Annotated in this window: 26 protein-coding genes; 12 read left to right on the forward strand and 14 right to left on the reverse strand. The window is 49.2% G+C overall.

Annotation, left to right across the window (positions count from 1 at the left end):
* The first annotated feature begins 135 nt into the window (after positions 1-135).
* The 4 genes from frdA to frdD are packed head-to-tail and all read left to right on the forward strand — an operon-like array spanning position 136 to position 3,466.
* Positions 136-1,935, forward strand: coding sequence for a fumarate reductase (quinol) flavoprotein subunit (gene frdA, locus OOK74_RS10380; protein ID WP_274722593.1), 1,800 nt, complete (start codon positions 136-138; stop codon positions 1,933-1,935).
* A 13-nt stretch (positions 1,936-1,948) separates the two neighbouring features.
* Positions 1,949-2,707 (forward strand): succinate dehydrogenase/fumarate reductase iron-sulfur subunit, encoded by a 759-nt coding sequence (locus tag OOK74_RS10385; protein ID WP_274722591.1) that lies wholly within the window; start codon positions 1,949-1,951, stop codon positions 2,705-2,707.
* A gap of 2 nt (positions 2,708-2,709) precedes the next feature.
* Positions 2,710-3,093 (forward strand): fumarate reductase subunit FrdC, encoded by a 384-nt coding sequence (frdC, locus tag OOK74_RS10390; protein WP_274722590.1) that lies wholly within the window; start codon positions 2,710-2,712, stop codon positions 3,091-3,093.
* Between the two features lie 10 nt (positions 3,094-3,103).
* A complete protein-coding gene (gene frdD, locus OOK74_RS10395) occupies positions 3,104-3,466 on the forward strand; it encodes a fumarate reductase subunit FrdD (RefSeq protein WP_274722589.1) in 363 nt (120 codons plus the stop codon).
* Between the two features lie 161 nt (positions 3,467-3,627).
* On the opposite strand, the gene efp is transcribed toward frdD, so the two are convergent.
* Positions 3,628-4,194, reverse strand: coding sequence for an elongation factor P (gene efp / locus OOK74_RS10400; protein ID WP_166014211.1), 567 nt, complete (start codon positions 4,192-4,194; stop codon positions 3,628-3,630).
* 32 nt (positions 4,195-4,226) lie between these two features.
* Between efp and epmB the strand changes: the two genes are divergently transcribed.
* Positions 4,227-5,249 carry an EF-P beta-lysylation protein EpmB gene (gene epmB / locus OOK74_RS10405; protein ID WP_278182753.1) on the forward strand — a complete coding sequence of 341 codons (1,023 nt, stop codon included), beginning with the start codon at positions 4,227-4,229 and terminating at the stop codon, positions 5,247-5,249.
* 56 nt (positions 5,250-5,305) lie between these two features.
* Here epmB and OOK74_RS10410 read toward each other — a convergent pair whose 3' ends face one another.
* The 3 genes from OOK74_RS10410 to OOK74_RS10420 form a co-directional block, all read right to left on the reverse strand.
* Entirely contained in the window at positions 5,306-5,866 is a 561-nt protein-coding gene (locus tag OOK74_RS10410) for a VC2662 family protein (RefSeq protein ID WP_278182754.1), read from the reverse strand.
* Positions 5,867-6,085: 219 nt separating this feature from the next.
* Positions 6,086-7,720, reverse strand: coding sequence for a chaperonin GroEL (gene groL, locus OOK74_RS10415; RefSeq protein ID WP_274722587.1), 1,635 nt, complete (start codon positions 7,718-7,720; stop codon positions 6,086-6,088).
* A gap of 54 nt (positions 7,721-7,774) precedes the next feature.
* Positions 7,775-8,065 carry a co-chaperone GroES gene (locus tag OOK74_RS10420; RefSeq protein WP_166014207.1) on the reverse strand — a complete coding sequence of 97 codons (291 nt, stop codon included), beginning with the start codon at positions 8,063-8,065 and terminating at the stop codon, positions 7,775-7,777.
* A gap of 377 nt (positions 8,066-8,442) precedes the next feature.
* Here OOK74_RS10420 and OOK74_RS10425 point away from each other — a divergent pair, with 377 nt between their 5' ends.
* Both OOK74_RS10425 and OOK74_RS10430 read left to right on the forward strand, forming a co-directional pair.
* A complete protein-coding gene (locus tag OOK74_RS10425; RefSeq protein WP_274722586.1) occupies positions 8,443-9,060 on the forward strand; it encodes a helix-turn-helix transcriptional regulator in 618 nt (205 codons plus the stop codon).
* A 120-nt stretch (positions 9,061-9,180) separates the two neighbouring features.
* A complete protein-coding gene (locus OOK74_RS10430; protein WP_277206547.1) occupies positions 9,181-9,543 on the forward strand; it encodes a DUF3135 domain-containing protein in 363 nt (120 codons plus the stop codon).
* Here OOK74_RS10430 and OOK74_RS10435 read toward each other — a convergent pair.
* Together OOK74_RS10435 and OOK74_RS10440 are read right to left on the reverse strand one after the other, a co-directional pair.
* Positions 9,540-9,965, reverse strand: coding sequence for a DUF805 domain-containing protein (locus OOK74_RS10435; RefSeq protein ID WP_278183268.1), 426 nt, complete (start codon positions 9,963-9,965; stop codon positions 9,540-9,542). The genes OOK74_RS10430 and OOK74_RS10435 overlap by 4 nt on opposite strands.
* Before the next feature lie 49 nt (positions 9,966-10,014).
* Positions 10,015-10,365, reverse strand: a complete 351-nt coding sequence (locus OOK74_RS10440; RefSeq protein ID WP_166014204.1) for a 5-carboxymethyl-2-hydroxymuconate Delta-isomerase — start codon at positions 10,363-10,365, stop codon at positions 10,015-10,017.
* A 243-nt stretch (positions 10,366-10,608) separates the two neighbouring features.
* Here OOK74_RS10440 and tpiA point away from each other — a divergent pair, with 243 nt between their 5' ends.
* Complete coding sequence (gene tpiA / locus OOK74_RS10445) at positions 10,609-11,382, forward strand: triose-phosphate isomerase (RefSeq protein WP_166014203.1); 774 nt, start codon at positions 10,609-10,611, stop codon at positions 11,380-11,382.
* 172 nt (positions 11,383-11,554) lie between these two features.
* Positions 11,555-12,928, forward strand: a complete 1,374-nt coding sequence (locus OOK74_RS10450) for an MATE family efflux transporter (RefSeq protein WP_278182755.1) — start codon at positions 11,555-11,557, stop codon at positions 12,926-12,928.
* A 184-nt stretch (positions 12,929-13,112) separates the two neighbouring features.
* Here OOK74_RS10450 and rraA read toward each other — a convergent pair whose 3' ends face one another.
* The 7 genes from rraA to priA form a co-directional block, all read right to left on the reverse strand.
* A complete protein-coding gene (rraA, locus tag OOK74_RS10455; protein WP_274722582.1) occupies positions 13,113-13,625 on the reverse strand; it encodes a ribonuclease E activity regulator RraA in 513 nt (170 codons plus the stop codon).
* Positions 13,626-13,699: 74 nt separating this feature from the next.
* A complete protein-coding gene (locus OOK74_RS10460; RefSeq protein ID WP_278182756.1) occupies positions 13,700-14,617 on the reverse strand; it encodes a 1,4-dihydroxy-2-naphthoate polyprenyltransferase in 918 nt (305 codons plus the stop codon).
* Between the two features lie 89 nt (positions 14,618-14,706).
* Positions 14,707-16,038, reverse strand: coding sequence for an ATP-dependent protease ATPase subunit HslU (gene hslU, locus OOK74_RS10465; RefSeq protein WP_278182757.1), 1,332 nt, complete (start codon positions 16,036-16,038; stop codon positions 14,707-14,709).
* A 21-nt stretch (positions 16,039-16,059) separates the two neighbouring features.
* Complete coding sequence (hslV, locus tag OOK74_RS10470; protein ID WP_274722579.1) at positions 16,060-16,632, reverse strand: ATP-dependent protease subunit HslV; 573 nt, start codon at positions 16,630-16,632, stop codon at positions 16,060-16,062.
* 144 nt (positions 16,633-16,776) lie between these two features.
* Positions 16,777-17,346: a cell division protein FtsN gene (gene ftsN / locus OOK74_RS10475; RefSeq protein WP_274722578.1), complete on the reverse strand. Its 570-nt coding sequence runs from the start codon at positions 17,344-17,346 to the stop codon at positions 16,777-16,779.
* A gap of 159 nt (positions 17,347-17,505) precedes the next feature.
* Complete coding sequence (gene cytR / locus OOK74_RS10480; protein ID WP_274722577.1) at positions 17,506-18,513, reverse strand: DNA-binding transcriptional regulator CytR; 1,008 nt, start codon at positions 18,511-18,513, stop codon at positions 17,506-17,508.
* A gap of 330 nt (positions 18,514-18,843) precedes the next feature.
* A complete protein-coding gene (gene priA, locus OOK74_RS10485; RefSeq protein ID WP_278182758.1) occupies positions 18,844-21,048 on the reverse strand; it encodes a primosomal protein N' in 2,205 nt (734 codons plus the stop codon).
* Positions 21,049-21,301: 253 nt separating this feature from the next.
* On the opposite strand from priA, the gene rpmE reads away from it, so the two are divergent.
* Positions 21,302-21,520 carry a 50S ribosomal protein L31 gene (rpmE, locus tag OOK74_RS10490; RefSeq protein ID WP_166014149.1) on the forward strand — a complete coding sequence of 73 codons (219 nt, stop codon included), beginning with the start codon at positions 21,302-21,304 and terminating at the stop codon, positions 21,518-21,520.
* A gap of 279 nt (positions 21,521-21,799) precedes the next feature.
* Positions 21,800-23,077 (forward strand): malic enzyme-like NAD(P)-binding protein, encoded by a 1,278-nt coding sequence (locus OOK74_RS10495; protein WP_278182759.1) that lies wholly within the window; start codon positions 21,800-21,802, stop codon positions 23,075-23,077.
* A gap of 109 nt (positions 23,078-23,186) precedes the next feature.
* On the opposite strand, the gene metJ is transcribed toward OOK74_RS10495, so the two are convergent.
* On the reverse strand, positions 23,187-23,504 hold the full coding sequence (gene metJ, locus OOK74_RS10500) for a met regulon transcriptional regulator MetJ (RefSeq protein ID WP_166014147.1): 318 nt from the start codon (positions 23,502-23,504) through the stop codon (positions 23,187-23,189).
* 259 nt (positions 23,505-23,763) lie between these two features.
* Between metJ and OOK74_RS10505 the strand changes: the two genes are divergently transcribed.
* Positions 23,764-24,930, forward strand: coding sequence for an O-succinylhomoserine (thiol)-lyase (locus tag OOK74_RS10505; protein WP_274722574.1), 1,167 nt, complete (start codon positions 23,764-23,766; stop codon positions 24,928-24,930).
* Positions 24,931-24,933 lie beyond the last annotated feature (3 nt).

Consider the following 24,933-nt stretch of genomic DNA (forward strand, 5'->3'; position numbering starts at 1 on the left):
ACTATCACTACCACTTAATAGGTGGGGTAGAGCGTGATGAAAACGATAAGAAATCGCGTTTGCATCCTCTCTCACTATTCCAGGCACTGGGCCTAACTTAGTCCATAAATAAAATAATCACACTGGAGGATAACTGTGCAAATTATCACCACAGATATCGCGGTCATCGGCGCTGGCGGCGCTGGTCTTCGTACTGCTATTGCAGCGGCTGAAGCAAACCCTAACTTAGAAGTCGCACTGATTTCTAAAGTTTACCCGATGCGTTCTCACACCGTCGCGGCCGAAGGGGGCTCCGCAGCAGTTATCAAGGATGAAGATAGTTTAGATAATCACTTCAACGATACCGTTGGCGGTGGTGACTGGCTATGTGAACAGGATGTTGTTGAATACTTTGTTGCCAATGCAACCCGCGAAATGGTGCAAATGGAACAATGGGGTTGTCCTTGGAGCCGTAAAGACAATGGTGAAGTCAACGTCCGTCGTTTTGGCGGTATGAAAGTTGAGCGCACTTGGTTTGCGGCCGATAAAACCGGCTTCCACATGCTACACACCCTATTCCAAACTTCAATGAAGTACCCACAAATCAAACGATTCGATGAGTACTTTGTCGTGGATTTATTGGTGGATGAAGGTCAAGTCCAAGGTTTGATCGCGATTCATATGTCGGAAGGCGAACTGGTTCTGATCAAAGCCAAATCGGTGGTATTAGCTACCGGCGGCGCAGGACGCGTTTACCACTGCAATACCAATGGCGGCATCGTAACAGGTGACGGCATGGCAATGGCGTATCGCCATGGTATCCCACTACGTGATATGGAATTTGTGCAGTATCACCCAACGGGTCTGCCAGGTACCGGCATCCTGATGACCGAAGGTTGTCGTGGTGAAGGTGGTATCATTGTTAACAAAAACGGCTACCGCTACCTGCAAGACTACGGTATGGGACCAGAAACCCCAGTGGGTCAGCCAAAGAATAAATACATGGAACTGGGTCCGCGTGACAAAGTTTCCCAAGCTTTCTGGCATGAGCAGCAAAAAGGCAACACCATCAAACACCCGCTTGGTGATGTGGTGATGCTTGATCTACGCCACTTAGGCGAAGAATATCTGCAAGAACGTCTGCCATTTATCTGTGAACTGGCAAAAGCGTACGTTAACGTTGATCCAGCCAAAGAGCCGATTCCAATTCGCCCAACCGTGCACTACACCATGGGTGGTATTGAAACCAATGGTGAATGTGAAACGCGTATTAAAGGCCTGTTTGCCGTCGGTGAATGTGCTTCAGTGGGTCTACACGGTGCCAACCGTTTAGGTTCTAACTCGCTAGCCGAATTCGTGGTCTTTGGCCGCGTAGCCGGTGAAAAAGCCGTCGAGCGCGCTGCTGAATTTAAAGGATGGAACGAAGCTGCAATTGCGACTCAAGTTAAAGCGGTGGAAGATCGTATCGCAGCGCTGATGCAACAAGAAGGCGATGAAAACTGGGCGACCATCCGTACCGAAATGGGTCACACCATGGAAGCCGGTTGTGGTATCTACCGCCAAGAAGATCTGATGCAACAAACCATCGACAAACTGGCTGAGCTGCAAGAGCGTTATAAGCGCATCAGCATCAAAGACAAAGGCAAAGTGTTCAACACTGACCTGCTGTACGCGATTGAAGTCGGTTATGGTCTGGATGTAGCACAAGCGATGGTTCACTCAGCGATCCTGCGTAAAGAGTCGCGTGGTGCGCATCAACGTCTTGACGAAAATTGTACTGAGCGTGATGACGTGCAATTCCTCAAGCATTCACTGGCATTCTATCAAGCCGGTCAAACACCGAAGATTGATTACAGCCCAGTGAAAATCACCAAGTCGCAGCCAAAAGCGCGTCTATATGGTGAAGCGGCAGAAAAAGCAGCAGCGGCAGAAGCGGCAGCCGCTGAAAAAGCGTAGAGGAGCAAAAATAATGTCAGCACAACGTATTCAAAAAGTGGACATTCTGCGCTACGACCCAGCAACAGACGCAGAACCCAACATGCAACGTTTCGAAGTACCGTTTGATGAAACCATGTCAGTACTCGATGCGATTGGCTATGTGAAAGATCATCTCGATAAAGATCTTTCTTACCGCTGGTCATGCCGCATGGCGATCTGTGGATCGTGTGGCATCATGGTCAACGGCGTGCCAAAACTGGCGTGTAAGAGCTTCTTACGCGACTACCCAGAAGGTGTGAAAATTGAGCCTCTGGCCAACTTCCCGATTGAAAAAGATCTGATCGTCGATATGACGCCGTTTATCGAGCGTCTTGAAGCGATCAAACCTTACATCATCGGCAATGACCGTAAGCCAGAAGATGGTACCAACCTGCAAACACCAGAGCAAATGGCGAAGTACAAACAGTTCGCTGGTTGTATCAACTGTGGTTTGTGTTACGCAGCTTGTCCGCAATTCGGTCTCAATCCTGAGTTTTTAGGCCCTGCGGCACTGACTCTGGCACATCGCTACAACCTCGACAGCCGTGACAACGGTAAAGCTGAGCGTATGAAGCTTATCAACGGTGATAACGGAGCTTGGGGCTGTACTTTTGTGGGTTACTGCTCAGAAGTGTGTCCAAAACACGTTGATCCAGCATCTGCAGTTAACCAAGGTAAAGTGGAGTCATCATTAGACTTCGTGATTGCAATGTTGAACCCAGACGGTTCACCGAAGAAAGTGGAGGCTTAAGGATGAGTAACCGTAAACCTTATGTGCGTGAAATGAAGCGGACTTGGTGGAAAGATCATCCTTTCTACCGCTTCTATATGGTACGTGAAGCGACCATCCTACCACTGATCCTATTTACCTTGTTCCTAACCTTTGGTTTAGGATCGCTGGTTAAAGGCCCAGAAGCTTGGCAAGCATGGTTAGATTTCATGGCCAATCCAATTGTCATTGCAATCAACATCGTAGCATTAGTCGCCAGCTTGTTTCATGCGCAAACCTTCTTTAGCATGATGCCACAAGTGGTACCTATTCGTTTAGGTGGCAAACTAGTTGATAAAAAAATCATTGTGTTAGCACAGTGGGCCGCCGTGGCGTTTATCTCATTGATCGTGCTTATTGTGGTGTAAGGAGCTTATTGTGATTAATACCAACCCAAAACGTTCAGACGAACCAGTATGGTGGGGCCTGTTTGGTGCAGGTGGCACTTGGTTTGCCATGATCACCCCAATCACGATTCTGGTACTAGCAATCCTAGCACCACTCGGTGTGTTGGATGCAGAAGCTCTGAGCTATGAGCGTGTCACTAGTTTCGCCACTAGCATTATTGGTGCACTATTCATTATCGGTACCTTAGCGCTGCCAATGTGGCATGCTATGCACCGTGTTCATCACGGAATGCATGATCTGAAATTCCACACTGGTGTGGCGGGTAAAATCGCTTGCTACGGCTTTGCCAGCCTTATCACTATCTTGGCGGTTGTGTTTATCTTTATGATCTAACCCTCGGTGATCACCAATCTATTAGCGGACCTCAATTGAGGTCCGCTTTTTTATCGGCTGTAGCATGAAGCGCCGCCAGCCCGATGATCCACTACGTACAGCAAACACAGCCCATAAAAAAACCAACCTTACGGTTGGCTTAATGGTTGGGGCGTAATCTATTACTTCACACGGCCAACGTATTCTGCTGAACGCGTGTCAACTTTGATCACTTCGCCAATCTGAACGAATAGAGGTACACGAACTACCGCACCAGTAGAGAGCGTCGCTGGTTTACCACCTGTACCTTGCGTATCACCTTTCACACCTGGATCGGTTTCGGTCACTTCTAACTCAACGAAGTTCGGTGGCGTCACTGCGATTGGGTTACCATTCCACAGTGTTAACATACAGGTATTGTTTTCTACCAACCATTTCGCATTATCGCCCACGGCTTTAACATCCGCAGCCAACTGTTCGAAGGTGGTGTTATTCATAAAGTGGTAGAATTCGCCATCGTTGTACAGGTAATCCAGATCGATATCGATAACATCAGCCACTTCAGCGGTATCACCCGATTTGAATGTTTTTTCCAAAACTTTACCAGTAAGCAGCTTACGGATTCTCACGCGGTTGAATGCCTGACCTTTACCTGGTTTTACATACTCGTTTTCGAGAATGACACAAGGCTCGTTATCAAGCATAATTTTGAGACCGCCTTTAAACTCATTCGTGCTAACAGTAGCCATTTTTTCCTCTTACTATCTTCGAGTTAAAATCAATGCCGCACATCATAACCCGAAAAGTCGTTTCTGTTGAGCAAAACTGGCTGCAACAATTGGCAAACGCGATCTCCGATCCGCTGCAACTGCTGCAGCAACTGGAGATAGATCCAACACCATGGCAAGCCGGATTGGCGGCGCGCCAACTGTTTGCGCAGCGCGTACCACAAAGTTTTGTCGCGCGTATGCAAAAAGGCAATCCGGCCGATCCACTGTTACGGCAGGTTTTACCGCTGAGTGCAGAATTTGAGATCCATCACGGCTATTCCCATGATCCACTGGATGAGCAAAATAACACGCTTCCCGGCTTGCTGCACAAGTACCAAAATCGCTGCTTATTGATTGTTAAAGGTGGCTGCGCCATCAACTGTCGCTACTGCTTCCGTCGCCATTTTCCATATCAAGATCACCAAGGTAATAAAAAAATTTGGCAGCACAGCCTTAACTACATTGCCGAGCATGGTGAGCTCAATGAAGTAATTTTGTCTGGTGGCGATCCTTTGATGGCCAAAGATCAAGAGTTGGCCTGGCTAATCGAACGCATCGCGGCCATTCCTCATATCAAGCGGCTGCGCATTCACTCGCGCTTACCAGTGGTGATCCCAGCCCGCATCACCGATCAATTGGTAGCGCTATTGGCGCAAACTCGCTTGCAAGTTCTGTTGGTGACTCACATCAATCACGCCAATGAAATCAATCTCGAGCTCACCCAACAACTGGCTCGCTTACGTGCGGTGAATGTAACGTTACTGAACCAAAGTGTGCTACTTAAAGCGGTGAATGACACGGTTGAGACGCAAGTCGCGCTCAGTGAAGCCTTGTTTGATGCAGGTATTTTGCCGTATTACTTGCATGTACTGGATAAAGTACAAGGCGCGGCACACTTTTACGTCAGTGATGATGAAGCGCGAAAGATTATGGCCGGTTTGATCGAACAGGTTTCTGGCTATCTAGTGCCCAAACTCACCCGTGAAGTAGGTGGCAGGCCAAGTAAAACCCCGCTCGACTTGCAGCTTGAATGAAAAACAGCGTTACCTAAGCAACGCTGCCGTTTCAAATCGGAAGGAAATTTACCCCATTACTTAGCAAAGTTAATGATGGGGAAGCACTTGAAGAAACCGTTATCAGCACAGTTGATCAAGCCAATCTGCACCCCTTCAATTTTGTCGGTTTTGTTGAACAGGCCAAACTGTACTGTCGAAGTACTTGAGAAATTAGCCGCACCGAGATCAACCAAAGTATTACCTTGTGAGTAGTTCACAAAGCTCAAGTTTGCCCCATGCACATCATTGGTCAAGTTCACCAAACCGAGGTTAGCACCGTAAGTATGGCCCGTGTTCCAGTTAAGCAGACCGAGCGATGCGCCAGTCATCTCTTGGTTAACTTTGCTGGCACCAAACAAGAAGCCAAAGTTTACACCAGTGGTTTTGTTGGTTTCCGACAGACCAAGAATGGAAAAATCCACCCCTTTCACTTCCACCACTTTACCATGCAACGCTGAAACGCGTAGACCTGCCACTTGGTTGGCATCAGGCGTGTTGAAATTATTGATCGAAGAAAACATCACCGGCGTCGCTGCCAATGTAGCAGGAGCGGCCAGCGCAGCAGTCAGAGCCATCAAAGCAAACGGCTTGTTCATAAAAATAACCTCTAAATCAAAATAAATACGGAAAAACTCAGCAATCTTAGCCACAAGTGCGGCGAGAATTTGTGCACACTCTCTCAGTTTTTCGGTTCCAGCGATGCACTACCCTCGCGTCTTTTTTCGATCAATTGAGCGGATCCGCTTCGCTGAGTGGGCTGTCGCGATAAAAAACCGGAGACTAAGCTCCGGTTTATCAACGAGTAAGATCAGGGATTACATCATTCCCATGCCACCCATGCCGCCCATATCAGGCATTGCAGGGGTATCTTTCTTCGGCAGTTCGGTAATCATCGCTTCGGTAGTGATCATCAAACCGGCAACCGAGGCCGCGAATTGCAGCGCTGAACGAGTCACTTTGGTTGGATCCAAAATACCCATTTCAATCATATCGCCATATACACCCGTCGCCGCGTTGTAACCGTAGTTACCTTCGCCAGCACGGACATTGTTGGCCACCACTGACTCTTCGTCACCAGCGTTTTTCACGATTTGGCGCAGTGGGGCTTCCATTGCACGTAGTGCAACACGGATCCCGACATTTTGCTCTTCGTTGTCACCTTGCAGATCAGTCAGCTTCGATGCGGCACGGATCAGTGCCACACCGCCACCTGCAACCACACCTTCTTCTACCGCGGCGCGAGTCGCGTGCAGCGCATCTTCAACGCGATCTTTCTTCTCTTTCATTTCCACTTCAGTCGCTGCGCCAACTTTGATCACCGCTACGCCGCCAGCCAATTTAGCCACACGCTCTTGCAGTTTCTCTTTGTCGTAGTCAGAAGTCGCTTCTTCGATTTGTTGACGGATCTGCGCAACACGACTTTGGATCGCCGCTTGATCGCCAGCACCATCAATGATGGTTGAGTTTTCTTTGGTGATCGAGACACGCTTCGCTTGGCCCAAATCTTCCAAAGTCACTTTTTCCAGCTCTAGGCCAATCTCTTCTGAGATCACCACACCGCCAGTCAAAATCGCGATATCTTGCAGCATCGCTTTACGACGATCACCAAAACCAGGCGCTTTAACTGCCGCAACTTTCACGATGCCACGCATGTTGTTCACGACCAAGGTAGCCAACGCTTCGCCTTCAACATCTTCCGCCACGATCAGCAGTGGACGCGATGCTTTGGCAACCCCTTCCAGAGCCGGTAACAGTTCACGGATGTTAGAAATTTTCTTATCCACCAACAGGATAAATGGACTGTCTAGCTCTACGCTGCCCGCTTCTTGATTGTTGATGAAGTAAGGTGACAGGTAACCACGGTCAAACTGCATGCCTTCTACCACATCCAGCTCATCTTGCAGACCTTGGCCTTCTTCAACCGTGATCACGCCATCGCGGCCCACTTTTTCCATCGCTTCCGCAATGATGTTGCCAACGCTAGTGTCTGAGTTAGCCGAAATAGTACCCACTTGAGCAATCGCTTTAGTATCTGCACAAGTCACTGACAGTGCTTTCAGCTCTTCAACCGCAGCAATCACCGCTTTGTCGATGCCGCGCTTAAGATCCATTGGGTTCATACCCGCAGCAACCGCTTTAAGGCCTTCATTGACAATCGATTGAGCCAGCACCGTCGCCGTTGTGGTTCCGTCTCCCGCCGCGTCATTCGCTTGTGAAGCGACTTCTTTAACCATCTGTGCGCCCATGTTCTGGAATTTATCTTCCAGTTCAATTTCACGCGCAACCGATACCCCGTCTTTAGTAATAACAGGGGCACCAAAAGATTTGTCTAGCACCACATTACGGCCTTTAGGGCCTAAGGTGACTTTTACCGCATCAGCCAGAATATTTACGCCTTCCAGCATTTTTACACGAGCGTCATTACCAAAACGTACGTCTTTAGCAGCCATTTTTCATTTCCTTTCTAAATTCAGTTGTTGATTTTGGTTGGGATTCAGAATCAATTATTCAACGATTGCCAAAATGTCATGTTCAGACAAGATCAAGACTTCTTTGCCATCGATCTTCTCAGTTTTCGTAGCATAGCCTTCTGCAAAAATTACGGTATCGCCAACTTTCACATCTAAAGCTTGTACTGAACCGTTCTCCAGAACGCGGCCTTTACCAACAGCCAACACTTTACCGCGAGTTGATTTTTCCGCCGCAGAACCAGTTAGAACAATCCCACCAGCAGATTTTGATTCAACTTCTTGGCGTTCAACGATCACTCGGTCATGTAATGGACGAATATTCATCGGTCGTCTCTCCTGATTTAATTTTCCGTATGGTTGATAAAACGCTGATCATCAGCATATGTCACTTATGTGGGGTAGCTTGCTTAATATCCCAAGGGGCAAAGCATAAAAAAACGTGATTAAATTAACGTTTTTGTACGGTAATTCACCAAAACTGGCGTTAATGGTTAGCTTGGCTTGCTCTGCACGCCACCAAGCTCGAGCCCATCAAACAGCACTCAAATACCACCAATGCTGGCGGCAAAACGGCAGCTTAAACCGCCGACAAATAGTAAATGGTTTGCTTTAGATAATAAGCATTCCATAATACGCGCGACGCCTAAACACAGCGACTAAGCAGAGATAGCCAGATCCGGTTAACGACAAGGATAAAAACGATGAAAACGGTTGAGCGCATTTTGCACACCATTAAACGTGAAGGCAGCGTCACCGCCAAACAATTAGCCGCCGATCTCGATATGACCACCATGGGCGCACGCCAACATCTGCAAAGCTTAGAGCAAGCTGGAGTGCTGTGCTTTGATGATGTAAAAGTCAAGGTGGGTCGCCCCACTCGTCACTGGCGTTTGACCGCTAAAGGACACTACCAATTTGCCGATCGGCATGGCGAACTGACGATTCAGGTGCTTGATGCCGTTGAGCATCTTTTCGGGACACAAGGAGTGGCTAAAGTCGCGCAGCAGCGTGAAGCGCAAACTTTCGCAGCCTATCACAGCGCCTTAGCCGACTATCATGAGTTAGCCGATAAACTTGCAGCGCTGGTTGCTCTGCGCGAACAAGAAGGCTACATGGCCGAATTACAGCCGGTTGCAGATGGATTTGTGTTGATTGAAAATCACTGTCCGATTTGCAAAGCCGCCACTCGCTGCCCAAACCTCTGCCAATCCGAGTTGAATGTATTTCGTCGCCTACTGGGTGAGGCTTATCAAATCGACCGTCAAGAGCATATTGTCGCCGGCCAACGGCGCTGCAGTTATTGGATCCGGCTACGCTAAAGGTTCTTCCCTTACATCTCATTTATAAGACAATTGCCATTTGTGGCGCCCAGCCCGTTAAAAATTGCTTACGCTGTTAGTGTTGCAGAAAGCTCTGCTTAGCCTAGTAAGGAGCGACTTATGTCCCGCTCACCACAACAGCCACTATCAGCTCGCCATACATTGCCGCCTTTTGATGAGCTGGTGGCACTCGCCAAAAATCATCCTGATGCTTTTGAACAGGTCAAAAAAGAGCTGTGCGAAGAGATGATTTTGTCTGCTTCGCGGGTGATGCAACAAAGATTATGGGCACAACAGAGTCACATCGATCGCATGATCAGTCGCGGGAAAAATCCCGACCATATCAATGTGCTATTGATGCGTGAATTGTGCACGCAGATGGCAAAATTTAGAGATGCGCTTGAGGGGGACTTACATCAAGAGCGTTGCGCCCAACTGATTGCGTTTCCGACAACATCTGCGCGTGATAATGGCCAGCACTAACTAGCCACACTGCCAAATCGATTCTCGTGCTCCGATCCTGCCAAAAAACCACACTCAACCAAAATCCAAGCGCCGCACAACAGGGCGGCCAGTGAAATCAGCGTTCCAGGCATACCAGGTTCAGCATTGATCGCTAACTCGCCAGTCGGGATGGTCATACGTCCAATCACCAACGGTAGGTTAAGTAACAGCCACCAACTCGATTTATCACGATCATGCCAACGCTTAGCGGTAATCGCTAAATCCGGTACTAATACCAGTAATAAAAAAACTGGCAAAATTAAGTGGGCAATATTGGGCAACCATTGATTGGCCAGCACGGCAAACAGAGCGATCATCGCGTAGTAGCATACATTCCACAGCCAATAGGTCCGACGCCCGACTCGGCCTTGAAAAGAGAATAACAGTGTTTGTAACGACATGGTTTGTAAAGACATAGTTTGTAACGACATGATTTTTACCTCAATGATCTTATTGATTGATCACTTTTTGAAAACAGTCCGCATCCATTTCGCGGAGATTGATGGTTAAACTTCGGATATTACTAGCTTTATCTTGCAAAATAGCCATCAGATCATCGGCTAAAGCACGTTTTTGCTGCACGCTGCGTCCGCTGAGTAGCTCAAAACTAAGATGAATAAAATCAACACTATCCCCTTCATCGCCGATTAACCAATGATGGCAGCGCACGGCGCGTGATTTTACCGCCGCAGTGTTAAATAACCCGGAATGGATCGCGGCTTGATGTAAATCCTCCAGCAATCCTTGCACATTGATCCGTTCATCGACTGAACTTGAATACTCCATGACCAAATTCGGCATTGGCGGCTCCTTAGTTACGGTGGTGAAAAATGCTCAGCTTGTCAGGCTCGGCCTAGTAATAACAAGTTCAAGCCCAAAAACCGAGTTGATCAACGACAATCTGTCACTCAGATCACTGCTTTCCTCAATCTGCAAGCGGATTTGATCCCAGAAAGTCATGATGCGAGTCATGATCTGGCGAATTTATTCTGCTATAGTCCTGCGAGTTTATTTTTTACATTGATGAGATATGGAGATATTGCTATGCGTCGTCCTGTAGTGATGGGTAACTGGAAACTGAATGGCAGCAAAGCTATGGTCACTGACCTGTTAAACGGCTTGAATGCAGAACTTGAAGGTGTGGTAGGTGTAGATGTTGCCGTTGCGCCACCAGCGATGTACTTGGATCTGGCTGAGCGCCTGATCAAACAAGGCGGTAATAAACTGATCTTGGGTGCACAAAACACGGATACTCATAACAACGGTGCTTACACTGGTGATATGTCGCCAGCGATGCTGAAAGATTTCGGTGCTTCACACATCATTATCGGCCACTCTGAGCGTCGTGATTACCACCAAGAGTCTGACCAATTCGTTGCGCAAAAATTTGCGTTCCTGAAAGAAAATGGTCTGACGCCAGTGTTCTGTATCGGTGAAACCGAAGCACAAAACGAAGCGGGCGAAACTGAAGCAGTATGTGCTCGCCAGATCAATGCCGTGATCGATGCGTGTGGCGTGGAAGCGCTGAACGGTGCGATCATCGCTTACGAACCAATCTGGGCTATCGGTACTGGTAAAGCAGCGACCGCTGATGATGCACAACGCATCCACGCATCAATCCGCGCTCTGATCGCGGCGAAAGATGCAGCCGTGGCTGAGCAAGTAATCATTCAATACGGCGGTAGCGTAAAACCTGAAAACGCAGCCGCTTACTTCGCACAACCAGACATCGATGGTGCTCTAGTTGGCGGTGCAGCGCTGGATGCGAAAGGCTTTGCCGCGATCGCTAAGGCTGCAGCAGAAGCGAAAAAAGCGTAATCAATCGCTTAGCTCGTCATGCTTCAAGGCCAGCGCTTGCTGGCCTTGTTGTTTTTCAACGCTCTCTGTTTAATTTTGGGGTGCTTCAAGTCACCTACCCATTTCCCCTGCGCTAGGCGCGGTTTTTAACTTCAGGTATGCTAACCACCTGTTCCCCTAGCGCGTCGATGCTATGCAAGATAAATACGGTCTGCTTTCCGCTCCGATTGCTCACGTTTTACGGCAAATGACGGTGCCGCTGGTGTTTGGCTTAGTGGCGGTCTTGATGTTTAACTTGGTCGACACTTTTTTTATCTCCCTGCTCGGCACTCAAGCTTTGGCAGCAATCAGCTACACCTTCCCAGTCACCTTTGCTGTCAACTGTATCACGATGGGCATTGGGGTTGGCTTGGCCACCCTTATCGGCCGCTTACTCGGCCAAGGTGACAGCCAATTGGCCTCCCGAGTTGCCAGCCATGGATTGCTGCTCGCCTTACTGCTGGTCATTTGCGCCAGCACACTGGGCTTACTGACGCTCAACCCGCTGTTTTTACTGCTGGGAGCCAGTCGTGATCTGCTGCCGCTGATCGCTCAATATATGCAGGTGTGGTATCTCACCATTCCGCTGCTTGTGCTACCGATGGCCGGCAACAGCGTGATCCGCGCAACGGGCGATACCAAAACTCCGGCGAAAATTATGCTACTGGCTGGTGCAATTAACGGTGTGCTCGATCCACTGCTGATTTTTGGCTATGGCCCATTCCCCGAGCTGGGCATACAAGGCGCTGCGATTGCCAGTGCTTTGTCTTGGCTTGGCGCTTTGTTAGGCTCACTCTATTTATTGATCAAACGTGATAAATTGTTGGCGATGCCCTCATGGCCACAACTTGCTCACGACTGGCGCCAGATCCTCAAGATTGGAACCCCGGCAACCCTATCGACGGCAATGAATCCGCTGGCAGGAGCACTGCTGATGATGATGCTGTCAAGCCACGGCACCAGCGCGGTGGCGGCCTATGGTGCTGCGCTACGAATTGAATCGATATTAATCTTGGTGTTGATGTCACTCACCTCGGCGTTAACCCCCTTTATGGCGCAAAATTTCGGCGCAAAAAATCCAGCCCGTAGCTTTGCTGGGCTGTTTATTAGCCTGCGCTTCGCGCTGCTGTTTCAGTTGATGGTGTTTATCATGATGGTGCCGCTCAGCGTTCCGCTAGCCGCGCTATTTTCTCAAGAGCCTGCTGTGCGCGATCTGCTATGGCATTATCTGCTGGTGGTACCAATCAGCTACGGTTTTCAAGGCGTAGTGATGATGTTGATTTCCGCGCTCAACGCATTGCATCAACCCTTACAGGCATTTCAATGGAGCTTTATGCGGTTGTTTGTTTTTACCCTGCCAGCAGCTTGGCTTGGCAGCTTTTACTATCACACTGAAGGGCTTTTTATCGGTATTGCGCTGGGCAATATCTTGGGAGGGGGGTTGGCTTATCGCCATGCAGTAACCCTACGCAGTCAATATCGACTTGCCAGTAGCCTTGCCGCACCGACGCAAGACAAGATCATCTGATCAAGAGACCAAAACCAAACAAGAAAAAGCAAAACCACAAAAAACAAAGCCGATGTGCAATACATCGGCTCGCGTGATGAACATCAACAATGGTACTCTTCACAACGTTTAACTGAAAAATGCTCAGCAAAAACGGCGGCTAGATTCCAACTCACATTCAGCTTAAACAGACCTTGAGCGTGAGTTACACCAGCTCATCATCCTCTTCGCCTAAATCGGTGCTGAGTGGTTGTTGTGAGATGATGATGCCAGTATTGTCAGCATACAGATAATCTTCCGGTAGGAAAGTGACCCCGCCAAAGTTGACTGGAATATCCACTTCGCCGATCCCTTGTGCGTTGGCTCCAACAGGAATAGCGGCGATGGCTTGGATGCCAATATTCATCTCTTCCAGCTCATCCACTTCGCGAACACTGCCATACACCACAATGCCTTCCCACTCATTTTCTTCCGCTAAGGCTGCCAGTTCGGCATCAATCAATGCACGACGCAGCGAACCACCACCATCGATCAGCAAAATACGCCCTAGCCCATCTTGCTCCAGTGTTTCACGGATCAAGCCACTATCTTCGTAGCATTTAATCGTGGTGATTTGACCGGCAAAAGAAGCACTGCCACCAAAATTACTGAACATTGGCTCTACGACATCGACTTGGTCGAGATAGATATCACATAGCGCAGAAGTATTGTATTCCATAGCTTGGTTCTCTTAGCGAAAGTCTTCCAACGAGTATATAGAGTGATAGGGTCATTGCAATGCCAGAGTGCAAATTAACTGCTCAGAGTTTGGGCAATGATCACTCCGACAAACAAAAGGTTGGTGATCACCGAGGTTTTGACAATCACGGGCATCATCGGTGCAATTTGGGCTGGCTGTTCGGTAAACCATACCTCACGACCATGGCGCGTCACTAATGATAAACAGAGTAAAAATGGCAAACTGATCCACAGGGGTTTGTCTTGTAGCACTAAATAACCAGCAAATGCCGCCACCGCACCAAACAACAACGCAAAATGGTAGTGCTTAGCTCGCACTTGGCCTAAACGCACCGCGACGGTACGCTTACCGCACCGCGCATCGTTTTCGATATCGCGCATATTGTTGATATTGAGCACCGCCACCGCCAGTAAACCGCAGCCCAGTGATGGCAGCAGTAAGCTCCACTCAACCACCCCAGTGTGCAAGAAAAAGCTCCCAGAAACGCCCAGCAGACCAAAAAACAGAAAGACTGATAAATCGCCAAGTCCAACATAGCCATAAGGCCGCTGACCCACGGTATAGGCAATCGCAGCCAAAATAGCCAGCACGCCAAGGCCAATAAAGATCACAATATTCTGCACATTATCGAAGGCATACAGCACTAGAGCCAACCCAGAGAAAATGGTCAACAGTACATTAATCACCATCGCGCGCTGCATATCACGCAAGCTGACCGCACCGGATTGAATCGCGCGCATCGGCCCGAGCCGAGCATGATTATCGGTGCCTTGTACCGCATCACCATAATCATTGGCTAAGTTCGATAAAATTTGCAGCAAGGTGGCGGTGAGCAGTGCTAACAGCCCGATCAACCCATCGAAATGTCCAGCCGAAAAAGCTAATGCGCTACCGGTTAGAATTGAGATCAGTGCCAGCGGCAAGGTTTTTGGACGCGCGGCATCCAACCAAATTTGCACAGAGTTATTCATGATAATGAGACTACGATCAACATGGGCTGAGTATACCCGCAAATCACCGAGATGAAAAAGCCCACCGCAATGCGATGGGCCATTGAGCGTTACAGAATGAAGCGACTCAAATCTTCATCTTCCACTAGCGCTCCGAGACGCGCTTTCACATAGCTGGCATCAATCACCAAACTCTGGCCAGATTTTTCCGTAGCATCAAACGAGATCTCATCCATCAAACGTTCAAGCACGGTATGCAGACGACGCGCACCGATATTTTCGGTCGTCTCATTGACTCGCCAAGCCGCATCGGCAATCTGTTTGATGCCATCTGGGCTAAACTGAACATCAACTTGCTCGGTCTTCATCAGCGCAACATATTGCTCAGTGAGCGAAGCTTTCGGCTCGGTCAGAATACGTCTGAAATCGTCACTCGATAGCGCTTCAAGTTCGACCCGAATCGGTAAGCGACCTTGCAGCTCTGGGATCAAATCGGATGGCTTAGCCACTTGGAAAGCGCCAGAGGTAATAAACAGAATGTGATCAGTACGCACCATGCCATGCTTGGTCGATACGGTACTGCCTTCAATTAAAGGCAACAGATCGCGCTGTACCCCTTCACGCGATACGTCTGGACCTGACACTTCACCACGTTTACAAATTTTGTCGATCTCATCAATAAACACGATGCCGTGGTTTTCTACGTTAAAAATAGCCTGCTCTTTCAGCTCTTCTGGATTGACCAACTTAGCCGCTTCTTCCTCGACCAAGGCTTTCAACGCTTCTTTGATCTTCATTTTGCGCTTTTTCTTGGTATCACCCGCCAGATTTTGGAACAAACCCTGCAGCTGATTGGTCATCTCCTCCATACCTGGAGGCGCCATGATCTCAACCCCCATTTGTGGTACCGCGACGTTGATCTCAATCTCTTTGTCGTTCAGTTGCCCTTCACGCAGCTTTTTACGAAAGACTTGGCGAGTGCTGGAGTTATCTTCTTTCTGCTCCGCTTGTCCCCACGCATCACGCGCTGGCGGCAACAACGCATCTAATACGCGCTCTTCCGCCTGCTCTTCGGCGCGGAATTTTACTTTTTCCATCGCTTGTTGATGCGTCAATTTCACCGCTACATCGGTCAGATCGCGGATAATCGATTCCACTTCCTTACCCACATAACCCACTTCGGTAAATTTGGTCGCTTCCACTTTGATAAATGGTGCATTGGCCAGTTTAGCCAAGCGGCGAGCAATTTCGGTTTTACCCACCCCAGTTGGGCCGATCATCAGAATATTTTTCGGAGTAACTTCAGCGCGCAAGCTCTCTTCAAGCTGCATACGACGCCAGCGGTTACGCAGCGCAATCGCCACGGCACGCTTCGCTTGATCTTGACCGATAATGTGGCGATTCAGCTCGCTGACTATTTCGCGGGGAGTCATTTCAGACATAATTCAAATCCTTCACTCAGCTTATTGGGCGCTATCTTGCGGCGCTTGACCGTCTGGCAACATTGGCGAGGTCGCGTCGAGTTCTTCAATGGTGTGATGATGATTGGTAAACACACAGATGTCACCGGCGATATTGAGCGCCTTTTCGGCGATGGTGCGCGCATCCAACTCCGTGTTTTCTAATAGGGCAATCGCCGCCGCTTGCGCATAGTTACCACCAGAGCCAATCGCAATCAAATCGTGCTCAGGCTGCACCACATCACCATTACCGGTAATGATCAGCGATGCGGTTTCATCGGCGACCGCTAAAATCGCTTCTAAACGGCGTAATGCGCGATCGCTACGCCAATCTTTGGCCAGCTCGACCGCAGCTTTGGTCAGATGGCCTTGGTGCATCTGTAACTTGCTTTCAAAACGTTCAAACAGGGTAAAAGCATCGGCGGTTCCACCGGCAAATCCCGCTAGCACTTTGTTGTGGTAAAGGCGGCGAACCTTACGCGCATTGCCTTTCATCACGGTATTGCCTAGCGATACCTGCCCGTCACCAGCGATGACAACTTTATTATTTCGACGCACGGATACGATAGTAGTCACAAGCGGCCTCTTTATGTTCACATGACAATTAGTGGCTATATGTGGCTAGTGAGGGGGAATTTCAAGCGGCTGAACAAAAGTTGACCCACCGCCAATAAAAAAGCCTGATCAACATCAGGCTTTTGGCAAGGGGAGATGACTGGGTTACTGCGCTTCAGCCCAAATCGCACACGGCTCAATTTTGGCGCGCTGTAATTTGTGCTTATCTCGCTCGGCATCACGTTTAAATTTATAAGGCCCTAATACCACTCGATACCAACTGCTGTCGGCTTTTTTACGAATTTGGCTACTGATGCCTTGAAAAGCGATATCCAGTTTACGCGTCTCCGCTTGCTCGGCAGTTTTATACGCACCGCACTGCATTACGTACGGCACATTAGAGACTTGCTGCTGCTTAGCCACCACTTCAATCTCGCGATTCGGCAGTGAATCGACATAATCCCACTTTTCGGTCGGGGGCGGCGGTAAGTTTTTGCTCGCATTGGCTTGGTTGCTGGATGCTGGCTTACTGCTTGCGGCAGGTTGAGGGGTCACAACTGGTGCTTTGACCTGAGGCTGCGGATCGTTATTGAGTAGATACAACCCATAACCAAATCCCACCACCAGCACTAACGCCACCAAACCACTACGCCAAGGTTTACGGCGTGGGGCTGCTTTTTTACGGATCGGTTTTTTGGTACTCCGACCACCTCTTACATAATCTCGATTAGCCACTTTATCGTTCAAAATTCATAAATTTATCGACATGTTAATGTAGAACGCGACCAGATAATAGCCTTATACCATAACAACTGATGATGGAGTGCCAACCTCTATTCGTTACTGCCGCTTAGTCAGCATCTAGCTACATTACTACTTCATTTGCCTTAATCGCTATTTTTTATTGGGCGGAGCCGCACTCTCACGCACCACCAGCTTAGTTTCCAATAAACGAGAACCCGCGCGCACATCATGGCCACGCAACAGTTCCAGCATCATCAACATCGCTTGACGACCAATTTCATAACGCGGTTGAGAAATCGTGGTCAGGGGTGGGTCGCAATATTGCGAAAATTGAATATCGTCAAAACCGACCACCGACAAATCTTGTGGTACCCGCCAACCTAAGCGTTTCGCTTCTTGCATCGCACCAATCGCCATGGTGTCGTTGTGACAGAAAATCGCGGTCGGCTGCTCTGGCAATGCCAGTAATTGACGCACCGCTTTAACCCCTGCTTCAAACGTGAAATCGCCAAACGTGCTGTAATTGGGCATCATCGGGATACCAGCGCGGCGCAATGCCTGTTGATAACCTTGCTGACGAAATTGACACAGCACCGCGTGAGGCGGGCCTGAAATTTGTGCAATGCGTTTGTGTCCAAGCTGAGTTAAATAGTTCACCGCTTCAAAGGCTGAGGTGAGGTTATCAATATGCACGGTTGGCAACTCAAGTTCTGGGGCAAATTCACACGCCATCACCATTGGCGGCAGGTTTTTCTGCTCTGGTTTGCTGACATCAAACGGCAGATCGGTCCCCAGTAGCACCATGCCATCCGCTTGTTTGGTCAATACCAAATTGACAAACGAGCTTTCCCGACGCTTCTGTTGACCACTATCACCCAATAACACCAGATACCCTTGCTCCATCGCCGCATCTTCAATGCCGCGAATAATCTCTGAAAAATAGGGATCACAGATATCAGGCACGATCGCCACGATGGTTTTTGACTCGTTACGACGCAGATTACGCGCTAAAGAATTTGGTGAATAACCCGCTTCCAGCACCGCCTCTTCCACTCGCTTACGCGTCGAAGATGAGACTTTTTCAGGATTCATCAACGCACGCGATACGGTGGCGGTCGACACTCCGGCAAGCTGGGCAACATCCTTCATTGTCGCCATTTGTTTTACACCTCTTTGATTAAGTTGAATTAAGGGGGGTTACATCACACCGTTTACAGCCGGAGGGATGGGTTGAGTGTTATCTCACTCTAGTGTGCAACAATCTGGCGACACAAAATGTGCCGCGCCCTCGATAGCAGCAAAATCAGTCATTTTTGCCATACGAAAACGATTCACTGGTGGATTTTACCGATAGTCTAAGCAATTCAGAACAGAAAGTTACGGCTGGATTAACATTTTTTGCATCGATGGCGTGATATGCATCACGACAATAAGCATTAATTTGCTGACAAAATTAACAATATTTATCCCCAATCGGGCTATTTTCGCCTAGCTCAAATCTTGTGGATCAAGATCAATCGACCAGCGCACTTTATTGGCCAACGGTAATTGCTGCACGGCCGGGCGAGCACTGTGCAAAATTTTCTGCATCAGCGCACGATTAGGGGTTTGCAGCAACAGTTGCCAGCGGAACTTACCGGCTCGTTTAGCCAGTGGCGCGGGAGTTGGCCCGAGCAACATACACCCCTCATCAAACCAAGGGTTGCAGCGCAAAGTTTCTCGAACTTGCCGTAGAAAATCTTCAACTTGTGCCGCTTGATTCGCCTCTGCTCGAAATAAACAGAGATAAGCATAAGGCGGTAATTGCGCCAGCTTACGTTCTTGCAAAGCGGTTAACGCAAAATGGTGATAATCCTTATGCAGCAGCGCTTGCAACAAACTGTGCTCTGGGTGATGAGTCTGCAGCACCACCTCACCCGGTTTGCTGGCGCGCCCCGCCCTTCCGGCAACTTGAATCAATAACTGTGCTAAACGCTCAGCGGCGCGAAAATCACTGCTGTACAGTGAACCATCGACATCAAGCAGTGCCACTAAGGTCACATCAGGAAAATGGTGACCTTTGGCTAGCATCTGGGTACCAATCAAAATTTGATATTCACCAGCACGGATCGCGCTCAATGCCGCTTCTAAGCTGCCTTTACGCCGAGTGCTATCACGATCAATGCGTATCGCGCGATATTCAGGGAATAAGTGCTGTAGTTGCGCTTCCAACTGCTCAGTGCCGACGCCAACCGTGACCAGCTGAGTTGAGCCACAACCTTGGCATTGATGGATGACTGGCCGCTGCGATCCACAATGGTGGCAGCGCACTTCATCACTGTGTTGATGGTAGGTGTAATACGCATCGCAGCGCTGACATTCGGCGATCCAACCACACTCGTGACACATCAAGGCGGGCGAGAAACCACGCCGATTTAAAAACAGCATCACTTGATTGCCCACGCTCAGATGTTGGCGCATTTGGGCAATTAATGGCGCAGACAAGCCGCTTTCCAAATATAAGCCTTTAACATCCAACACATGATTGCGGGTTGGCAGCGCATTGCCTGCCCGCTGGGTCAGTTGCAGGTGATGATATTTGCCACTCAGTGCATTGTGCAATGTTTCTAAGGCGGGAGTTGCCGAACCCAATACAATCGGGATCTGCTCAAGATGAGCGCGCATCACCGCCACGTCGCGTGCGTGATAGCGCAAACTATCTTGCTGCTTGTAAGAGCCATCATGCTCTTCATCAACAATAATAATGCCCAATTTGGCGAACGGGGTCAGTAATGCCGAGCGAGTACCAATCACGATCCCAGCCACTTTATCGCGCGCCGCCAACCAAGCGTTGAGGCGTTCGCTATCATTCAGCGCCGAGTGCATTACTTCGACCGGCACATTAAAGCGCTGGCGAAAACGGTTGATGGTTTGTGGGGTTAAACCGATTTCCGGCACCAACACCAAGGCTTGCTCACCGCGCGCCAGCACTGGCGTGATCAAATTAAGATACACCTCAGTTTTACCAGAGCCGGTCACCCCTTCCAGCAAAAAGCAGCCAAAACCTTGCAAGCTATTGACCGCGGCAATCGCAATCGCCTGCTCTTGATTGAGCTTGGGTTTCTCCACTTGAGATTCCAGCTCTGGTGGCCAAGGGCGTACGATCGGCTGACGCTCCTCACACTCGATCCAGCCTTTTTCAACTAAGGTCTTAAGGGTTGTGCTACTCACCTCTTGATCCAGCAAGGCTTGGTGAGATAAAGCACCATGCTGCAACAGATGCAGCAGTTGCGCTTGCTTAACCGCACTTCGTTTTACGCCTTGCATCAGTTGCTGTTGACCTTGCGCCGTCAAACGCCACTCTTTATGGCTGGTCAATTGTGCTGCCTTGCCCTTACGCAACGCGCCGGGTAACGCATTGGCGTAAGTTTCACCCAACGGATAATGGTAAAACTGGCTGCACCAATCCAGCAAGGTTTGCAGCTTTGGTGGCCACACCGGTGCAACATCCAATACCGCTTGCAGTGATTTGAGCTGCTCGATCGGAAAATCCGACTGATGCGTCAGCGATTGGACAATACCGACTAAGGTTTGCCGCCCAAAAGGCACTTGCACCCGTCCACCCAGTATCGGAAACAGATGGGCTGGGATCAGATAATCAAAAGATTTATCTAACGGAACAGGCAGACAAACTCGGGCAATGGTTGGGCGCATTGGGGTCCAAAACAGCGAAAAATCAAACGGATCACAGTCTACTGGAAGCTTGGCAAAAATTCGACCCAGCCTTTTGGCGAAATAATCAGCGAGAGCGGTTGATCCTAACTGCGAGATTCATTACTATATCGCGCCTTACGGCATCCTAGAGGGTTAACCTCTCTGGATATGCAAACTGGTTATTTTTAACACTACGTGTGGTGTCCGCCGATCATGATGCGGATGGCGACACGGCCTAAATTGAGGTTATCCCATGAAAGCTGGTATCCACCCAGAATACAAAGCAGTAAACGCAACTTGCTCTTGCGGCAATTCTTTCGTTTTCAACTCTACGCTGACCAAAGAATCTATGCACTTAGACGTATGTGACAAGTGCCACCCATTCTACACTGGTAAGCAACGTATCGTTGACACCGGTGGTCGTGTTGAGCGCTTCAACAAGCGTTTCGGCGCACTGTCTGCGAAGAAGTAATCACTGCTTACGCACGATTTTAAAAAGGACGCTACGGCGTCCTTTTTTCATCACTAACTCTCGTTCTACCATCCCCATTGCGACTGATAAGCCACAACAACATCCAACCGATTGGCGATTTTTTCTCCGTGATTCACATTTTGCTCAGTCTTATCAGCAAGATCGTGACTTTTTTTGTACGCTGTGCTTGGTATCCAACCGAGGCAGGTTACAATCTCGTAAGTTATAATCTCTGCCTTACCTATTGTGATCTTTTCCATAAAATAAGAGAACAGCCCTATGTCCGATGACCATCACCTCACTGCAACGCCTGAACAACTGTTTCGCCAACGCGCGCTCAATTACCACGCTTACCCTACAGCAGGTAAAATTGGCATTGCGCTCACCAAACCGGCTGACTCCGCCGACGATCTCGCGCTGGCTTACAGCCCTGGAGTGGCCGAGCCGGTACGTGAAATTGCGCAAAATGTTGAAAATATCTACAAATATACGGCCAAAGGCAACACGGTGGCCGTGATCTCAAACGGTACAGCAATTTTAGGCTTAGGCAATTTAGGGCCGATGGCCTCTAAACCGGTGATGGAAGGCAAAGCGCTGCTATTTAAACGCTTTGCTGGGTTAGATTCGATTGATATCCAAGTCAAACACCGCACTATCGACGAATTTGTCGACACGGTGGCCAACATTGCCGACACTTTCGGTGGCATCAACTTAGAAGATATCAAAGCACCAGATTGCTTTGATATTGAACGCCGCCTCATTGAGCGCTGTGATGTGCCCGTCTTTCACGATGATCAGCACGGTACTGCGATTGTCACCGCCGCCGGTATGCTCAACGCGTTAGAGCTGCAAGGTAAGCAATTGAAAGAGTGTATCATTGTTTGCTTGGGTGCCGGAGCGGCAGCCGTGGCTTGTATGGAGCTACTGATCAAGTGCGGGGCAATGCGTGAAAAAATCTACATGCTGGATCGCAAAGGGGTGATCCACACTCGACGGGACGATCTCAATCAATATAAAGCGCTGTTTGCCAATAATACCGACAAACGAACTCTGGAAGATGTGATTGCTGGTGCTGATCTCTTCTTAGGCGTATCGGGCCCGAACCTGCTACCAGCTGAAGCGCTAAAACTGATGGCCGACAAACCAGTGGTGTTTGCCTGTTCAAACCCCGATCCGGAAATCAAACCCGAGATCGCGCATCAAGTGCGCAATGATATGATCATGGGTACCGGACGCAGTGACTATCCCAATCAAGTCAACAACGTACTCTGCTTCCCGTTTATTTTCCGTGGCGCATTAGATGTGCGCGCCAGTGAAATTAACGTACAGATGAAATTGGCCGCCGTCGATGCGATTCGTCAACTGGCCAAAGAGCCAGTGCCGGCTGAAGTGCTGGTCGCCGCTGGAGTGGATAAGCTCAGTTTTGGTATTGATTACATTATTCCAAAACCGATGGATCCTCGTTTACTGCCACGCGTAGCACGGGCAGTGGCGAAAGCGGCGGTGGATTCTGGGGTGGCGCGGATTGCGATGCCTAAAGATTATATGTTGGATTAAATCAGCCATCGCTGACTTATCCTGCCACGCAGCAAAGGTAAAGCCCCTCAAGCGAGGGGCTTTTTGATCACGACTATCGTGCGCTTACGCGTATTCAGTGGCCGATCGATCACTCATCATAAGATTCGAACGCGATGCCCATTTCGGTCATCAAGCGCTTCGCTTCACTCGGAATATCATCCGGACGATCTTTACGTAGATCTTCATCGGTCGGCAGCGGCTGGCCAGTGTAGGCGTGCAAGAAAGCTTCACATAACAGTTCACTGTTGGTTGCATGACGTAAGTTATTCACTTGACGGCGTGTTCTCTCATCAGTAAGCACTTTAAGAACTTTGAGCGGAATGGATACCGTGATTTTTTTTACCAACTCGCTTTTTTTCCCATGCTCTGCATAGGGGCTGATGTATTCGCCATCCCAGTCTGCCATTGCGCACCTTCGTTGTTTTGGTTCGAATCGAAATTTCAAAGGCCTCAATTTTAGCGGCATTTACTGCCATAAGCAAAGACATATAGACATCTAGATGTATTGACGTCTCAAATTAAGAGCAGTAAAGTAGCGCATAATAAATCGCCGGTCATCAAACCGAAACTCAGCGGGGTGGTACTTTCACCATTCCGCTGCCGCTTTCTGCGTCGAGGCGGTATGATGAGGCTCTCTAGGACAGAATAGTCAGCAAGGAAATGCTATGACCACACGCAAACCAGCCACGATTGCGGTGCGTACCGGAATCGAATCGGATACTCAATATCATGCGGTTGTACCGCCGATCTATCTTTCCACCAATTACGGTTTCCCCGCCTTTGGCGAAGTACCGCAATACGATTACACCCGTTCTGGCAACCCGAACCGTAGTTTACTGGAACAAACCTTATCCGAGCTCGAAGGTGGCTCGGGTGCGGTTGTCACCAACTGTGGTACTTCAGCCATCAATTTATGGGTAAGCGCTTTCCTCGGCCCACAAGATCTGATCATCGCTCCTCACGACTGCTATGGCGGCACTTATCGCTTACTGAATACCCGTGCCAAAAAAGGCGATTTCCAAGTGCAATTTGTCGATCAAGCCGACCAAGCCGCATTCACCCAAGCGTTAGCTCGTCAGCCTAAATTACTGTTGATTGAAACGCCTTCCAACCCTCTGCTGCGGGTGGTGGATATTGCCCATCTGTGCCAACAGGCCGCAGCGCAAGGCACTTTGGTGGCGGTAGATAACACCTTTTTGACCCCCATATTGCAAAAACCACTCGCCTTAGGCGCTGATTTTGTCCTGCACTCCACCACCAAATACATCAATGGTCACTCGGATGTGATTGGCGGAGTGTTGATCTGCAAAAATCCGCAGCACGCCACCGAGTTGGCTTGGTGGGGTAATTGCTTAGGTGCGACAGGCACTCCCTTTGATAGTTACATGACCCTGCGTGGTCTGCGTACTCTAGGCGCGCGGATGCGCCAACATGAAGAGAATGCCCAGCACATTTTAGCCTATCTACACAGCCAACCCTTGGTGGGCAAACTTTACCACCCTAGCCTAACGAGCCACGCTGGCCATTCAATAGCCAAACAGCAGCAGTCTGGATTTGGCGCCATGCTCAGTTTTGAGTTTGCCGGCAGCTTGGCACAATTAAAGTGCTTTGTTGGTCAATTGACACTGTTTTCACTCGCGGAATCACTGGGCGGGGTCGAAAGTTTGATCTGTCACCCAGCCTCAATGACTCACCGGGCAATGGGCGAGGTAGCCCTAGCGGAAGCGGGCATTTCTCAGCAACTGCTGCGCCTCTCAATCGGTCTAGAAGAGAGCAGCGATTTGATCGCCGATCTTGATCAAGCCTTTCAGCAAGCTAATTCCATCACTTAAGGA

It is taken from the genome of Vibrio misgurnus, from assembly GCF_029635775.1.
Classification (GTDB): Bacteria; Pseudomonadota; Gammaproteobacteria; order Enterobacterales; family Vibrionaceae; genus Vibrio; species Vibrio chanodichtyis.